Genomic DNA, 14,454 nt, shown 5'->3' with positions numbered 1-14,454 from the left:
AGAGTGGCTATCCGGCGCGGAGCAGGCACGCTTTCCGTGAATCTGCGCCCAGGCGGGCAGGTGGGGCGGGGCGTCAGGGGCTGGGGGTGGTGTCGGCGAGGGCGGCCAGGTGGGCCTGGTGCAGCCGGCGCAGGGCGCGGACGCCCTCGACCGCGCGCTCCTTGTCGGCCGCCTGCAGGGCGACCATCGGCAGCAGGTCGTCGTCGTGCAGCTCCAGGCTGGCCCAGGGGGCGCTCCGGTCGAAGCGGACCCCGCGGATGACCTCCCAGGGCAGCTCGTATGAGCCGATCACGTTGCGTACCCGGACACCCTTCGCGTCCGCCACCACCCGGGGACGGGTGAAGAGCAGAATGCCGAGCGCGCCGAGCACGCCCAGCCCGATCATGGCGAGCTGGTCGCCCCGCTGGAAGGTGCCGTAGCCGTCACCGGTCCGGCCGGTCAGCGAGGTGGCCACCAGGCTGAAGACCACCAGCAGGGCGGCGGCCGACGCCCAGCAGACCACCCGGATCCGCCGCGGCCGCACGGTCACCAGAGAATCGCTCACCCGACCAGTCTGCCATCCGGCTCCCGGTGGTGTTCCGGCGCCACACGGACCGGCGCCGGCCGCCGCCCTCCGCCGGCCACCACCACCGCCACCACGGTGAGCGCCGCGCCGGCCAGCACCGGCAGCCGCGCCCCGGCGCCGCCGGGCAGCGCGACGTCCAGCACCAGGGCACCGCCGAGCTGACCGGCGACCAGCGCCAGACCGGTGCGCAGCACCCCGACCACGTGCACCCCGACGAGCAGGGAGAGCACGATGCCGACGCCGAGCAGGCCGCCGGTGTAGAGCCACCACTGCCCGGGCCAGGTGGGCCGCGCGGCGAACGCCCCGACCAGGGCCGCCACCGCCAGGATCACCGGGGTGCTGACGGCGAAGTTGACCGCGAGCCCCGCGGCGGTGCTGCCGGCGGCGGAGACCCGGCCGTTCAGCGCGGACTGCAGCGCGACCGCCAGGCCACCGGCGACGGCGAGCAGGACCAGCCCGACCGCCAGGTCACCGACCGGCCGGCCGAGCTGGGCGAGGGTCACCGCGCCGACGCCGAGCACCGCCCCGGCGACCCGGGAGACGGTGACCGGCAGCCGCCCGATCGGGGCCAGGCCGGCCCGGTCGACCGCCAGCCCGCCGACGCTGCCCCCGGCGACCTGGGCGATGGTGAACACCGCGACCCCGAGCACCGGCACGACGTACGTGCCGATCACCACGATCGCCGCCCCACCGAGCCCGCCCAGGTACGACCACCAGGGCAGCCGGGACCGGCGCAGCGCGGCCAGCCCGGCACGCATCGAGGGCAGCGCGAGCAGTCCCAGCGCCACCAGCAGGCTCCCGCCGAGGTTGTTGACCACCGCGCCGAGCGCCGGATTGCCGGCCCGCTCGCCCAGCTCCGCGTTGACCAGCCCCTGCGCCGCCGAGGCCGCCCCGCCGAGGACGACCACGGCCAGCGCGACCGAGGGCGGTAGCGGCCTCACAGCCGGCAGGCGTGGATGTTGGTGACCAGGATCGCTCGAGCGCCCAGCTCGTAGAGCTCGTCCATGATCCGGTGCACGTCCTCGCGGAGCACCATCGCCTGCACCGCGACCCAGCCCTCGCGGTGCAGCGGGGACACGGTCGGTGACTCGATGCCCGGGGTGAGCGAGCTGGCCCGGTCGAGCAGCCCGGCCGGCACGTCGTAGGCGAGCATCACGTAGCGCCGGGCGACCAGCACCCCGTGCAGCCGGCGCAGCAGCTGGTCGGCCTGGCCGCAGCCCGGCGCGCCGGCGCGCCGGACCAGCACGGCCGAGGAGACCAGCAGCGGCTCACCGATGATCTCCAGACCGGCCTGGCGCAGGGTGGCCCCGGTGGAGACCACGTCGGCCACCACGTCCGCCACCCCGAGCCGGACGGCGTTCTCCACCGCGCCGTCGAGGCGGATGACCTCGGCGCTCAGCCCGTGCTCATCCAGGTAACGGTTGACCACCCCGGGGTACGCGGTGGCGATCCGCTGCCCGCCGAGCTCCTTCGGTGAGGCGATGGTGTCCGGGCGGGCGGCGAAGCGGAAGGTGGCGCCGCCGAAGGAGAGGTCCACCACCTCCTCGGCCGCGGCGCCGGAGTCGACCAGCAGGTCCCGGCCGGTGATGCCGAGATCCAGATCGCCGGAGCCGACGTAGGTGGCGATGTCCCGGGGGCGTAGGTAGAAGAATTCGACGTCGTTGGCCTCGTCCCGGCAGACCAGGTCCTTGGGGTCGCGGCGCTGCCGGTAACCGGCCTCGCGCAGCATCTCGGTGGCCGGCTCGGCCAGGGTGCCCTTGTTGGGAACGGCGACACGCAGCATGACGGAGTGCTCCTTCGATCGGGATTGATCAGCGGGTGGGGGCACTCACAGATGTCGATAGATGTCCTTGAGTTCGAGGCCGGTGGCGAGCATCAGCACCTGGGCCTGGTAGAGCAGCTGGGAGATCTCCTCGGCGGCCCGCTCGGGGCCCTCGTGCTCGGCGGCCATCCACGACTCGGCCGCCTCCTCGACGACCTTCTTGCCGATGAAGTGCACCCCCCGCTCGAGCGCGGCGACCGTGCCCGAGCCCGGGGTGCCGGCGGCGGCCTTGGCCTGCAGCTCGGCAAACAGCTCCTCGAACGTCTTCACGGGATGCGATTCTTCCAGCCGCCCGGGGTGACCACGCGCCCCGGGTCCGGACCGGTCGCCTCTCCCCAAGCCCGCGCCGGTTGCTGATTGGACTGCGACGGGGCGCGGTCAGCGGTTCGGCAGCGCCTGCGCGAGTTGCGTCGCCAATGAGGCGAGGGTGTCATAGCCGCTGCTGCTGATCTTGTTCTTCCTGCGGATATTGACAAGCCTCTCGCCGAACTCGCGTAGTTTCTCCCGGGCCCTGGCGGCGTCACCGCCGGAGAGCGCTTGCTCGACATCCCGCAGCCGCCTGCCCAATTCGTTACCGGCATCACGAGACAGCTGCCCCTGCTGCACGAGTCCGCGGACCGCCGCCTGCATCCCCGCGACGAGGTTCGCTGCGCGTTGGCCGGGCCGGGGGGACGGCTTGGCCGACGGCGACACGGTCGGCGAGGCGGACGGGTCGCCGACCACCGGCGCTTCCGTGGCCTCGGCAGCGGCAGTCTCGCCCGGCGTGGCGAGCACCGCCGGCCCGGCCCCTCCCCCGCCACCGTCGAACGCCATCATCACCGCGACAACCACGACCACGACCACGGCACCCGTGACGGTCACCCACATCAACCGACGCCCGTCATCAGGGGCGCGGTGCCGGCTCCGGCCGGCCCGCACCTGCGGCAGCGGCGCCGTCGGCCAGGCCCGCTCGGCACTGGGCGGATCGGGGATGACAGACACGGCGGACATCATGCCAGAGCCCGCCGGGCCCGACATCCTGTAGCGCCCGCAGGGGGGCGCCAACGGAGCGGGCGCCGTGCTGGTGGGCCTGGTCGACTACCGGGTACCGAGTGGTGGATCGCGGGCGGGTCAGCCGGCGAAGCCGACCCGGTGGCCGTTGGTGGCGTCGAGGCCGCGGATGGCGAGCGCCGCATCCAGCGCCGCCATGGTTGCCGCCCAGCCCTTGTCCTCCGCCGATCCGGGCAGCCCGGCCCGGTCGCGGGCCTGCTCGATGGTCTCCACGGTCAGTACCCCGTGGGCGACCGGCTTGCCCTCGTCGAGCGCGACCCGGGTCAGCCCGTCGGTCACCGACCGGCAGACGTAGTCGAAGTGCGCGGTCGCGCCCCGGACCACCACGCCGAGGGCGACCACCACGTCGTACCGGCGGGCCATCGCCTGCGCCACCACGGGCAGCTCCACCGAGCCGGCCACCCGTGCCACCACGGCCCGGGCCCCGCACGCCTCGGCGGCGGCCACCGCGCGGTCGACCATGTGGTCGGTCAGGTCTCCGTGCCAGCGCGCGGCGACCACGCCGACCGTCAGCCCGGCCGCGTCCACCGTCGTGACGCCCGGTTCGCCGAAACCCGCCATGTCTACGCTCCGATCTCGTCGCTGGCCACCGGACGGCCCATCGGCGCCTCGGTCACCTCGTCCAACTCGTCCAGCAGGTGGCCCATCCGGTCCCGCTTCGTCCGCAGGTACCGTACGTTCTCCGGGTTCGACCGGATCGGCAGCCCCTCGCGGCCGGTCACCGTCAGGCCGTACCCCTCCAGGCCGGCCCGCTTGGCCGGGTTGTTGGTCAGCAGCCGCATCGAGCGGACGCCGATGTCGTAGAGGATCTGCGCCCCGGTGCCGTAGTCCCGGGCGTCGGCGGGCAGCCCCAGGTCGAGGTTCGCGTCCACGGTGTCCCGGCCCAGGTCCTGCAGCTGGTACGCCTGGAGCTTGTGCAGCAGGCCGATGCCCCGCCCCTCGTGCCCGCGCACGTAGAGCACCACCCCGCGCCCCTCCTGTGCCACCCGGGCCAGCGCGGCCTGCAGCTGCGGGCCGCAGTCGCAGCGCAGCGAGCCGAAGACGTCCCCGGTTAGGCACTCGGAGTGCACCCGGACCAGCACGTCCCGGCCGTCGCCGAGGTCGCCCATCACCAGCGCGATGTGCTCGGCCGTGTCGTAGTCGCTGCGGTAGCCGAGCGCCCGGAACACCCCGTACGGGGTGGGCATCCGCGCGTCGGCGACCTGCTCCACCTGCTTCTCGGTCCGCCGCCGGTAGGCGATCAGGTCGGCGATGGTGATCAGGGTGAGCCCGTGCTCGGCGCAGAACTTCCCCAGGTCCGGCAGGCGCATCATGGTGCCGTCGTCGTTGACCAGCTCGCAGAGCACGCCGGCCGGCCGCAGCCCGGCCAGCCGGGTCAGGTCGACCGCCGCCTCGGTGTGCCCGGGCCGGCGCAGCACCCCACCCTCGCGGGCGCGCAGCGGCACCACGTGCCCGGGCCGGGCCAGATCGGTCGGGTCGGTGGACGGATCGGCGAGCAGCCGGATGGTGTGCGACCGGTCGGCCGCCGAGATGCCGGTGGTGACCCCCTCCCGGGCGTCCACGGTCACCGTGTACGCGGTGCCCCGCCGGTCCTGGTTCGTGTGGTGCATCGGCGGCAGGTCCAGCCGGTCGCACTCGGACTCGGTCAGCGGCACGCAGATGTAGCCCGAGGTGTAGCGGACCATGAACGCGACCAGCTCCGGGGTGGCCAGCTCGGCCGCGAAGATCAGGTCGCCCTCGTTCTCCCGGTCCTCGTCGTCGACCACGACGACGGGCCGGCCGGCGGCGATGTCGGCCACCGCCTGCTCGATGCTGCCGAAGGTGGTGGTCATGCGACGGCCTCCGAGTAGGTCGGCGGGACCGGCGTGCGGTCCGGCGGGGTGGCCCGTGAGGTGCGCCACCAGGCGGCCAGGCCCCAGACGCAGAAGGCGCCGTAGACCAGGTACATGGCGGCCGACGGGTAGAAGCCGCCGCGCAGCAGCAGCGGGACACCCACCGCGTCGACGGCGATCCAGATCAGCCAGAACTCCACCCAGCCGCGGGCCATGCCGTAGGTGGCGAGCAGGCTGCCGACCAGGATCCAGGCGTCCGGCAGCGGCCCCCACGAGCCGAGCGCGGCGAGCACCGGGTACGCGGCGGCGGTGCCGACCGCCGCCGCGAACAGCAGCGCGAGGCGTTCCTTGCCGGTCGCCCAGCGGGGCGTCACCGCGGGCTGTTCACCGGCCCCCGAGCGGCGGTTGCGCGACCAGCGCCACCAGCCGTAGAGGCTGACCGCGAAGAAGAAGACCTGCCGGCCGGCCTGGCCGTAGAGGTCGTGCGCCTGCGGGGTGGCGAAGAGGCCACCGAGGAAGACGGTGAAGAGCAGCGCGTTGCCGATCATGCCGACCGGCCAGGCCCAGACCAGCCGGCGCAGCCCGAGCAGCGCCGAGGCCAGGCCGAAGACGTTGCCGACGATCTCCCGGACGAGCACCGGCGAGCCGGCGACCTGGACCTGGGCGTCGAGCAGCCAACCGAGGGGGCCCATCAGAACTCACCCCCCGGCAGGCCGGCGCCGCCCGCCAGCCCGGCACCGCCGGTGACCCGGTCGCCGAGCAGCCGCTCGACGTACTTGGCCAGCACGTCCACCTCGAGGTTGACCGGTTCGCCGACACCCTTGGCACCGAGCGTGGTGAGCTTCAGGGTGGTCGGGATCAGCCCGACGGAGAACCAGTCGTCGCCGACGTCGGCGACGGTCAGCGAGACCCCGTCGATGGTGATCGAGCCCTTTTCCACCACGTAGCGGGACAGCGCGGCGGGCAGCCGGAACCGGACCGTCTCCCACTGCGCGGCCGGCTCCCGGCGCAGCACCTCGCCGACCCCGTCGACGTGCCCCTGCACCAGGTGCCCCCCGAGGCGGCTGCCGAGCGCGGCGGCCCGCTCCAGGTTGACCGGGTCGCCCGGGCGCAGCGCGCCGAGCGCGGAGCGGCGCAGCGTCTCCCCCATCACGTCGGCGGTGAAGACGCCGCCGTCGACGTCGACCACGGTCAGACAGACCCCGTTGACCGCGATCGAGTCGCCGTGCCGGGCGTCCGAGGTGACCAGCGGGCCGCGGATGGCCAGCAGCGCGGAGTCTCCCGCGGTCTCGGTGGTCCGGACGATCTCGCCCAGCTCCTCGACGATGCCGGTGAACATGTCAGGCCTCCCTCTTCCGGGGCAGCGCGGTAATCCGCAGGTCGGGGCCGACCTGCGTAACGTCGGTGATCTCCAGATCGATGGCGTCGGCGATGGTGGTCACGCCGGCGTCGAGCAGCGCGGTCGGGCCGGCGCCGAGCAGCTTCGGCGCGACGTACCCGACGACCTTGTCGACCAGCCCGGCGGCGAGGAACGCGCCGGCCAGCTGGGGGCCGCCCTCCAGCAGGGCCGCCCGCACGCCCCGGTGGTGCAGCTCCGCGAGCAGCGCCGGCAGGTCGACCCGGCCGTCCGGGCCGGCCCCGACCTCCTTGGCGGTGGCGATCCAGGTCCGAGCGGCGCCGTCGCGGACCCGGGCCACCGCCGGGGTACGCCCCGAGCTGTCCACCACCACCCGCAGCGGCTGCCGGATGGCCAGCGTGCCGTCGCGCAGGTTACGGGCGGTCAGCCGGGGGTCGTCGGCGAGCACGGTGCCCACCCCGACGATCACCGCGTCGACCGTGCCGCGCAGCGCGTGCACGTCGATCCGGGCCGCCTCGGAGGTGATCCACATGCTGGTGCCGTCGGCCGCGGCGGAGCGCCCGTCGAGCGTGGCCGCGTACTTCCAGATCACGTACGGCCAGCCGCGGCGCATCGAGGTCAGCCAGGCGATGTTGCCGGCCTCGGCCTCGTCGGCGCGTACCCCGAACTCGACCTGGACGCCGGCGTCGCGCAGGGTGGCGGCGCCGCCGGAGGCGACCGGGTTGGGATCGGGGACCGCGACCACCACCCGGGCGACCCCGGCCTGGATCAGCGCGAGGCTGCAGGGGCCGGTGCGGCCCGTGTGATCGCAGGGTTCCAGGGTGACCACGGCGGTGCCGCCGCGGGCCCGCTCGCCGGCCTGGGCGAGCGCGACGATCTCGGCGTGCGGCCCGCCGGCGTACGCGTGGAAGCCCTCACCGACGACCTCGCCGTCCGCATCCAGCAGCACGCAGCCGACCACCGGGTTGGGGCTGGTGGTGCCGAGCCCCCGGGCGGCCAGCGCGATCGCGCGACGCATCGCCTCGTCGATGGAGACGCTCGCCATCGCCTGCCCCTGCCCTCTCACTCGCCGGTCCGGGCGCGGGCGGGGCTGGGAGGCATCGGCACATATGCCGCAGGCAGGCGGCGGCGGAGATCCGGGGACGGCGGAGCCGACCCCGGGAAGCCCACACGGCGGCTGAGGCGTCAGCGGCCGGCAGGGCCTCCCCGTCCCGCGCGCTGTCTCCCATCCGGACTGTCTGGGAGTGGGTTGGCCCGCTCCCAACCGTCGGCCCCGGATTCTCACCAGGTCCACCGGGCGGCAGGGCCGACCGGGTCGCGGGCTTACCACGGTCGGGCCGTGGATCACCGCCGGTTCGGAATTACACCGAGTCCCGCCAGCGCGTGGTGGGTACACCGGAAGTCTTACACGCGGACCGGCCCGCGGCGCCACGGAGGCGACCTAGCTCACAGATGTCCGGTTCCCTCAGGTGACCCCGCGCCGCCGGTCGACCGCCACGTACGACCCCGGCTGGCTCTTGGCGACCGACTTCATCTCCGAGGCCACCGCGATCGCTTCGAGGGGGTTGGTGAAGCGCTTGCCCGAGTCGGAGAGGGAGACGCCGATGGAGAGGGTGACCAGGGCGGCCCGCCGGATGTTGCCCCGGCGGTCCTTCAGCTCGACGAAGCCCCGTTCCCGATCGGTGGGGTCGTAGAGGGCGTCCGCGGCCTTCTCGAAGTCGACCACGGCCCGGCTGGTCAGCGGCCGGACCTGGCTGGGCGTGCAGACGATGACGAAGTCGTCGCCGCCGACGTGGCCGAGGAAGGCCGGCGGCAGCCCGATGGAGACCACCGCCCGGTGCAGGCTGCGGGCCAGCGCCGAGATGAACTCGTCGCCGCGGACGAAGCCGTACCGGTCGTTGACGCTCTTGAACCGGTCGATGTCGACGTAGCCGACGGCGTAGTCCACCCCGCTGCGGACCCGGTCGCTGATCTCCCGCCGGATCCGGCTGTTGCCGGGCAGCCCGGTCAGCGGGGAGACCTCCCGGAACTCCTTGTTCCGCCGCAGGGTCGAGCTGACCCGGGCCACCAGTTCGGCGGTGTCGAAGGGCTTGACCAGGTAGTCGTCGGCGCCGGCGCTGAGGCCGTGCACCTTGTCCACGGTCATCCCCTTGGCGGTCAGCATGATCACCGGCAGGGCGGAGGTCATCGGATCGGCGCGCAGCCGGCGGGTCAGCTCGAGGCCGTCGATGCGCGGCATCATCAGGTCGACCACGGCCAGGTCCGGTCGTTGCCGCTCGATCACCTCGAGCGCCTCCTGGCCGTCGCTGGCGTGGATCACCTCGAAGCCGTGCAGCCGCAGGTTGAACTCGACGAAACGCGCGATGTCCTCGTCGTCGTCGACGACCAGGATGACGTCGGGTCGCTCGCCGGACGGGTCCACCTCAGGCCCCGGGGAACGCGCGTTCCGCCAGCGCACGCAGGCGGCGTACCGCCTCGGCCGGATCGTCGGCGCCGTAGACGGCGGTGCCGGCGACGAAGGCGTCCGCGCCGGCCGCGGCCGCCTGCTCGATGGTGTCGGCGGCGATCCCGCCGTCCACCTCGATGCGCAGTTCGAGGTGGCCGCTGTCGACGTGCCGGCGGGCGGTGCGCACCTTCTCCAGCAGTTGCGGGATGAACCGCTGCCCGCCGAAGCCGGCCTTGATCGTCATGATCAGCAGGGTGTCGAAGCTGGGCAGCAGCTCCAGGTACGGCTCGATCGGGGTGTCCCGGTCGATCGCCAGCCCCGCCTTGGCCCCGGCCGAGCGGAGTTCCTTGGCCAGCGCGACCGGGTCGTCGCACGCCTCGGCGTGGAAGGTGACGTTGTACGCCCCGGCGTCGGCGTACCCGGGCGCCCACCGGCGCGGGTCCTCGATCATCAGGTGCACGTCGAAGGGAAGCTCGGTCGCGGCGCGCAGGCTCTGCACCACCGGCAGCCCGATGGTCAGGTTCGGCACGAAGTGGTTGTCCATGACGTCCACGTGCAACCAGTCGGCGGCGTGCTCGACGGCGCGGACCTCTTCGGCGAGGCGGGCGAAATCGGCGGCCAGGATGCTGGGCGCGACGATCGGCGGCGGTACGGTCACGGGGCCAGTGTACGAACGTGGCCACCCGCCGCCCGCAGCGCGGCACCGAGACGGACTCCTGGTGATCCGGCCGTGACCGGCGGTGCAGCAGGAACCCTTCCCCCGCCCACATCCCGGACGAAAAGACATCTGCGACTGGCCGATCGACCGAAAGACGGCAACACTCCATCGGGGACGGTCACTTATGCTGCACGCCCGGTGGCGGGAACGCCGCACGGGCGCGGCGACCGGCTGTCAGCTCCCGGAAAGGGCGGACGATGCGACGGTGGCTCTCGGCGCTGGCGCTGGCCGGCACGGCGACGGTGGTGTTGGGCGGCTGCGTCCAGCCGCAGCGGGCGGACGGCGACCTGATCGACGACTGGCCCGCCCTGCCGGCACCCCGGCTGTTCATGCCCGCTCCGGACGCCTGCCTGCCCCGGCTCACCGCCGTCGTACCGGCCGGCACGTACGAGACGGTGGACTGCGCCCGCAGCCACCTCGCCGAGGCCGTGCACGTCGGCACCTTCGGGCCGGCCGCGGGCGGCACCCGCCCCGAACCGGGCTCCGCCGCGCTGCGCACCGCGCGGGCGGAGTGCGATCAACGGGCCCGGGAGGTGATCGGCGGAGACTGGCACTCCGCGCGGCTCAACCTCAACATCGCGCTCCCCCCGGTCACCGCCTGGGTCGCCGGCGCCCGCTGGTACCGGTGCGACCTCAGCGAGACCGACAGCGTCGACAGCACCCGGGCGATCAACCGGGTCGGCAGCCTGCGGGGCTCGATGGTCGGCGACAACTCGCTCGTGCACCGCTGCTTCGACCCGAAGCTGATCGGCAACAACCTGAACTACATGGCGCCGGTGCTCTGCACCGAGCCGCACCGGGCCGAGTTCGTCGGTGTCTACGTGGAACGCGACCTGAGCTGGGTGCAGTTCACCAAGGCCAGCCAGCAGGTGCACCGGCGGTGCATGGCCCTGATCGCGGCCTTCGCCAACGTGCCGAACAACAGCGACCTGCCGTACCGGGCCGGCTCGATCTTCTATCCGCCGTCGCGGCGGGAGTGGGAGGAGGGCGACCGGGGGGTGCGCTGTTTCCTGTGGAGCGACGACCGGCGGCTGACCCGCTCGATGCGCGGCGTCGGCCCACAGGGGCTCCCCGCAATCTGACCTCCGGTGCCGTATGCTGCTGCGCCGTGGCGTACCCGGCGCTCGGAGCCGGTCGGCGCGACCACGGACTGCGGGGAGGTCGGCGGATGCGGCGATGGTGGACGGCGGTCGCCGTGGGCGTGACGGCGGCGCTGGCGCTCGCCGGCTGCGCGCCGGCGGGGGTGGACCGGGACCTGGGCGACGACTGGCCGGCCTTCGGGGCGGCGAAGGGCTTCGTGCCGGATAACGGCGTCTGCCACCCCACCGCCCAGGACGTCGGCTACCTCAGCGGTTACAACCCGGTCGAGTGCACCCAGTCGCACCGGGCGGAGACCCTGCACGTCGGGACGCTGACCGGCAAGGACGCCGCCCGCAGCGCTCCCCCGCGCGCCGGTTCGAACGAAATGCGGACGGCTCGCGCGGAGTGCGACCGGCAGGTCAGCAAGGCGGTGGGAGCCGAATGGCGCTCGGGTCGACTGGTCGTTGCCGTCGTCTTCCCCTCGCCGCTGGCCTGGAAGGGCGGTGCCCGCTGGTTCCGCTGCGACGTCTCCGAGGTGGCCAGCCTGGACGACATCAGCCTCATCGCCCGCACCGCCACGCTGAAGAACGCGCTGGCCGAAGGCTCCCCCCTGGCCCTCGGCTGCTTCAACCCCAAGCTCTCCAAGGACGACATCGAGGAGATGCGGCCGGTCTCCTGCACCGCGAAGCACCACGCCGAGTTCGTCGGGGTCTACCAGGCGCCGGACATCAGCTACGCCGAGTTCAAGCGCACCGCGCTGCGCGTGCACAAGGCCTGCCGGGGGCTGATCGCGAAGTACGTCAAGGTGCCGAACAACGGCGACATGCTGTACCGCTCCGGCACGATCATCTACCACCCCTCGGAGGAGGAGTGGAAGGACGGCAACCGGGGCGTGCAGTGCTTCCTCTGGCTGGACGACCGCACGCTGACCCGCTCGCTGAAGGGGGCGGGCAGCAAGGGCCTGCCGATCCGGTGAGCCGGGCCGGCCCGGGCCGGCCCGTCCCCGGTCCCGGCTGGCTGACCTGACCGCGCTCAGCCCCGGCGCAGCACCGCCAGGAACATCGCGTCCGTGCCGTGCCGGTGCGGCCAGAGCTGCACCGTCGGCCCGTCGCCGAGCCCTGGCATGCCGGCCGGCAGCAGCGGCCGGGCGTCGACGAAGTCGACCGGGAAACCGCACCGGCGGGACGCCTCGGTCACCGTCACGTGCGTCTCCACGGTGTGCGGGGAGCAGGTGACGTAGGCGACCAGGCCGCCGGGGCGGACCGCCCGCAGCGCCGCGGTGAGCAGCTCCCGCTGCAGCCGGGTCAGCGGCGGCAGGTCGGAGGGCTGACGACGCCAGCGCGACTCCGGCCGGCGGCGCAGCGAGCCGAGACCGGTGCAGGGGGCGTCGACCAGCACCCGGTCGAAGTGCTCCTCCGGCAGCTTCGGATCGGAGCCGACCGTCCGCCCGTCGGTGTTCAGCACGTTGACCGGCAGGTTGCGGGTGGCCTGGGCGACCAGCCGGGCCCGGTGCTCGGCCACCTCGACGGCGGTCACCCGGGCGCCCCGCTGCGCGGCGAGCGCGCCGAGCAGGCCCGTCTTGCCGCCGGGACCGGCGCAGAGGTCGAGCCAGCGACCGTCCGGGCCGTCCAGCGGCGCGACCGCCAGGGCGTTCGCCACCAGTTGGGAGCCCTCGTCCTGGACGTGCGCCCGGCCCTCGGTCACCGCCCGCAGCTCGCCCGGCGCGCCGCCGGGCAGGTAGACGGCGTACGGGGAGAAGGCGCCGGGGGCGCCACCCACCTCGTCGGCCAACTCCACCGGGTCGGCCAGGCCCGGGCGGGCGCAGAGGTGCACCGGTGGGCGTTCGTTGTCCTCGATGAGCAGCCGGGTCGTCTCGCCCAGATCGCCGCCGAGCGCCTCGGCGAAGGCTCGCACGATCCACTGCGGATGGCTGTACGCCAGCGCCAGGTGCCCGACCGGGTCGACGTCCATCGACGGGGCGAGCTTCGCCACCCAGGCGTCGGCGTCCCGGGTGGCCACCTCGCGGAGCACCGCGTTGGCGAACCCGGTGGCGCCCGGGCCGACCGAGCGCACCAGGTCGACGGTCGAGGAGACCGCCGCGTGCGCCGGCACCCGGGTGTGCAGCAGCTGGTACACGCCGAGGCGCAGCGCGTCGCGGACCGGCGGGTCGATCCGCTGCACGTCCCGCCCGGCCGCGTCGGTGATGATCGCGTCCAGGGTGCCGGTGTGGCGCAGCGTGCCGTAGGTCAGCTCGGTGGCGAAGGCGGCGTCCCGGCCGATCAGCCCCTCCTCGCGCAGCATGATCGGCAGCACCAGGTTGGCGTACGCGTCGTCCCGGTGCACCGCCGCGATCGCCCGGTAGGCCACCTGCCGCGGCAGGTCCACCGCCGGGCGGCCCGGGCGACGGGCGCCGCCCCGCTGCCCGCCACGGGCGGGGCGCTCACCGCGCTGGCCGGCTCGGGGGCGCTCGCCGCGGGGGAACCGCTCACCGCGCTCACCCCCGACGCCCCGGCCGCCCGCGCCGGACCGGTCGGCCCGGGGGCGCTCGCCGCCTCCAGAGCGGCCTCCGTCGGCGCCGGACGACCGCGCGCCCTCGCCGCGCCCGGCATCGGAGCGCTCGCCCCGGGGCGGACCGGCGGGCCGCTCGGCGGGGCCCGTCACGAGAACTGCTCCCCGGCGGCGACCCGGGCGCCGCGCGCCCAGTCGCTCGCCGACATGGCCTTCTTGCCGGCCGCCCGGACCTCGCCGAGCTGGACCGGGACCGTGGCCGTGCCGGCCAGCACCCGGGACCTCTCCACCAGCAGCTCACCCGGCTTCAGCTCGGGACCGTTGGCCACGGGGCCGACCGGGCCGAGCTTGACCCGGTCGCCGCGGAAGGTTGTCCAGGGGCCGGGGGCCGGGGTACAGGCGCGGATCCGCCGGTCCACCGCGAAGGCCGGATCGGTCCAGCGCACCCGGGCGTCCTCGACGGTCAGCTTCGGGGCCAGTGACACCCCGTCGGCGGGCTGCGGCTCGGCCCGCGCGGTGCCGGCCTCGATCGCGTCGAGGACGGCCACCAGCAGGCCGGCGCCGGCGTGGGCGAGCCGCTCCAGCAGGTCCCCGGAGGTGTCGGACGGGCGGATCTCGTCGGTCACCGTGCCGAACACCGGGCCGGTGTCCAGCCCCGCTTCGAGCTGGAACACGCTGGCCCCGGTCAGCTCGTCGCCGTGCAGCACGGCGTGCTGCACCGGAGCGGCCCCGCGCCACGCGGGCAGCAGCGAGAAGTGCAGGTTGATCCAGCCGTACGGGGGGATCTCAAGGGCTTCCGGCGGCACCAGCGCGCCGTACGCGACGACCGGCACGCAGTCCGGGGCCAGCTCCCGGAGCCGGTCCAGGAACTCGGGCTCGCGGGGCCGGGCCGGGGTGAGCACCTCGACGCCGTGCGCGTCCGCCCAGGCGCCCACGGGCGAGCGGACCAGGCCACGACCGCGACCGGCGGGCGCGTCGGGACGGGTGACCACGGCGAGCAGCTCGTGGCGGGACGCGGCGATGGCGTCCAGGGCGGGGACGGCGACGGCCGGGGTGCCGGCGAAGATCAGGCGCAC

The 14,454-nt window shown here is 74.3% G+C and carries 16 protein-coding genes and 1 riboswitch; of the genes, 2 read left to right on the top strand and 14 right to left on the bottom strand.

What is annotated here, in order from left to right:
- Window positions 1-73 precede the first annotated feature (73 nt).
- The 12 genes from GA0070624_RS15280 to rpe form a co-directional block, all read right to left on the bottom strand.
- Window positions 74-544 (bottom strand): PH domain-containing protein, encoded by a 471-nt coding sequence (locus GA0070624_RS15280; protein WP_176731702.1) that lies wholly within the window; start codon window positions 542-544, stop codon window positions 74-76.
- Window positions 541-1,506 (bottom strand): DMT family transporter, encoded by a 966-nt coding sequence (locus GA0070624_RS15275; protein WP_091341670.1) that lies wholly within the window; start codon window positions 1,504-1,506, stop codon window positions 541-543. Before GA0070624_RS15275 ends, GA0070624_RS15280 begins: the two co-directional genes overlap by 4 nt.
- Window positions 1,503-2,348, bottom strand: a complete 846-nt coding sequence (gene hisG / locus GA0070624_RS15270) for an ATP phosphoribosyltransferase (RefSeq protein WP_091341669.1) — start codon at window positions 2,346-2,348, stop codon at window positions 1,503-1,505. Before hisG ends, GA0070624_RS15275 begins: the two co-directional genes overlap by 4 nt.
- A gap of 45 nt (window positions 2,349-2,393) precedes the next feature.
- Window positions 2,394-2,657: a phosphoribosyl-ATP diphosphatase gene (locus tag GA0070624_RS15265; protein WP_091341666.1), complete on the bottom strand. Its 264-nt coding sequence runs from the start codon at window positions 2,655-2,657 to the stop codon at window positions 2,394-2,396.
- A gap of 108 nt (window positions 2,658-2,765) precedes the next feature.
- The gene (locus GA0070624_RS15260) at window positions 2,766-3,368 is read right to left on the bottom strand and encodes an FIMAH domain-containing protein (protein ID WP_141715019.1); all 603 of its coding nucleotides are present in this window, start codon (window positions 3,366-3,368) and stop codon (window positions 2,766-2,768) included.
- 129 nt (window positions 3,369-3,497) lie between these two features.
- Window positions 3,498-3,998: a 6,7-dimethyl-8-ribityllumazine synthase gene (gene ribH, locus GA0070624_RS15255; RefSeq protein WP_091341662.1), complete on the bottom strand. Its 501-nt coding sequence runs from the start codon at window positions 3,996-3,998 to the stop codon at window positions 3,498-3,500.
- A gap of 2 nt (window positions 3,999-4,000) precedes the next feature.
- Window positions 4,001-5,269 carry a bifunctional 3,4-dihydroxy-2-butanone-4-phosphate synthase/GTP cyclohydrolase II gene (locus GA0070624_RS15250; RefSeq protein WP_091341660.1) on the bottom strand — a complete coding sequence of 423 codons (1,269 nt, stop codon included), beginning with the start codon at window positions 5,267-5,269 and terminating at the stop codon, window positions 4,001-4,003.
- On the bottom strand, window positions 5,266-5,961 hold the full coding sequence (pnuC, locus tag GA0070624_RS15245; RefSeq protein WP_091341658.1) for a nicotinamide riboside transporter PnuC: 696 nt from the start codon (window positions 5,959-5,961) through the stop codon (window positions 5,266-5,268). Before pnuC ends, GA0070624_RS15250 begins: the two co-directional genes overlap by 4 nt.
- A complete protein-coding gene (locus GA0070624_RS15240; protein WP_091341656.1) occupies window positions 5,961-6,608 on the bottom strand; it encodes a riboflavin synthase in 648 nt (215 codons plus the stop codon). The genes pnuC and GA0070624_RS15240 overlap by 1 nt, the downstream gene beginning before the upstream one ends.
- Before the next feature lies 1 nt (window position 6,609).
- Window positions 6,610-7,671: a bifunctional diaminohydroxyphosphoribosylaminopyrimidine deaminase/5-amino-6-(5-phosphoribosylamino)uracil reductase RibD gene (gene ribD / locus GA0070624_RS15235; protein ID WP_091341654.1), complete on the bottom strand. Its 1,062-nt coding sequence runs from the start codon at window positions 7,669-7,671 to the stop codon at window positions 6,610-6,612.
- Between the two features lie 168 nt (window positions 7,672-7,839).
- Window positions 7,840-8,011, bottom strand: a riboswitch (FMN riboswitch).
- Window positions 8,012-8,091: 80 nt separating this feature from the next.
- On the bottom strand, window positions 8,092-9,084 hold the full coding sequence (locus GA0070624_RS15230; protein ID WP_176731701.1) for a response regulator: 993 nt from the start codon (window positions 9,082-9,084) through the stop codon (window positions 8,092-8,094).
- On the bottom strand, window positions 9,050-9,730 hold the full coding sequence (gene rpe, locus GA0070624_RS15225) for a ribulose-phosphate 3-epimerase (protein WP_091341650.1): 681 nt from the start codon (window positions 9,728-9,730) through the stop codon (window positions 9,050-9,052). The genes GA0070624_RS15230 and rpe overlap by 35 nt, the downstream gene beginning before the upstream one ends.
- 257 nt (window positions 9,731-9,987) lie before the next feature.
- On the opposite strand from rpe, the gene GA0070624_RS15220 reads away from it, so the two are divergent.
- Entirely contained in the window at window positions 9,988-10,872 is an 885-nt protein-coding gene (locus GA0070624_RS15220; protein WP_091341648.1) for a septum formation family protein, read from the top strand.
- Between the two features lie 86 nt (window positions 10,873-10,958).
- Complete coding sequence (locus GA0070624_RS15215) at window positions 10,959-11,846, top strand: septum formation family protein (protein WP_091341646.1); 888 nt, start codon at window positions 10,959-10,961, stop codon at window positions 11,844-11,846.
- 56 nt (window positions 11,847-11,902) lie between these two features.
- On the opposite strand, the gene GA0070624_RS15210 is transcribed toward GA0070624_RS15215, so the two are convergent.
- Window positions 11,903-13,531 (bottom strand): RsmB/NOP family class I SAM-dependent RNA methyltransferase, encoded by a 1,629-nt coding sequence (locus GA0070624_RS15210; RefSeq protein ID WP_091341644.1) that lies wholly within the window; start codon window positions 13,529-13,531, stop codon window positions 11,903-11,905.
- On the bottom strand, window positions 13,528-14,454 hold the full coding sequence (fmt, locus tag GA0070624_RS15205; protein ID WP_091341642.1) for a methionyl-tRNA formyltransferase: 927 nt from the start codon (window positions 14,452-14,454) through the stop codon (window positions 13,528-13,530). The genes GA0070624_RS15210 and fmt overlap by 4 nt, the downstream gene beginning before the upstream one ends.

It is taken from the genome of Micromonospora rhizosphaerae, from assembly GCF_900091465.1.
In the GTDB taxonomy this organism is placed as follows: Bacteria; Actinomycetota; Actinomycetes; order Mycobacteriales; family Micromonosporaceae; genus Micromonospora; species Micromonospora rhizosphaerae.
The sequence above is the reverse complement of the archived record's forward strand: the minus strand, read 5'-3'. Positions and strand labels throughout refer to the sequence as shown.

Excerpts from the sequence above, each read along its gene's own strand:
- GA0070624_RS15250 (WP_091341660.1), bottom strand. The coding sequence starts at position 5,269 with ATGACCACCACCTTCGGCAGCATCGAGCAGGCGGTGGCCGACATCGCC.
- pnuC (WP_091341658.1), bottom strand. The coding sequence starts at position 5,961 with ATGGGCCCCCTCGGTTGGCTGCTCGACGCCCAGGTCCAGGTCGCCGGC.
- GA0070624_RS15220 (WP_091341648.1), top strand. The coding sequence starts at position 9,988 with ATGCGACGGTGGCTCTCGGCGCTGGCGCTGGCCGGCACGGCGACGGTG.
- GA0070624_RS15215 (WP_091341646.1), top strand. The coding sequence starts at position 10,959 with ATGCGGCGATGGTGGACGGCGGTCGCCGTGGGCGTGACGGCGGCGCTG.
- GA0070624_RS15240 (WP_091341656.1), bottom strand. The coding sequence starts at position 6,608 with ATGTTCACCGGCATCGTCGAGGAGCTGGGCGAGATCGTCCGGACCACC.
- ribD (WP_091341654.1), bottom strand. The coding sequence starts at position 7,671 with ATGGCGAGCGTCTCCATCGACGAGGCGATGCGTCGCGCGATCGCGCTG.
- hisG (WP_091341669.1), bottom strand. The coding sequence starts at position 2,348 with ATGCTGCGTGTCGCCGTTCCCAACAAGGGCACCCTGGCCGAGCCGGCC.
- ribH (WP_091341662.1), bottom strand. The coding sequence starts at position 3,998 with ATGGCGGGTTTCGGCGAACCGGGCGTCACGACGGTGGACGCGGCCGGG.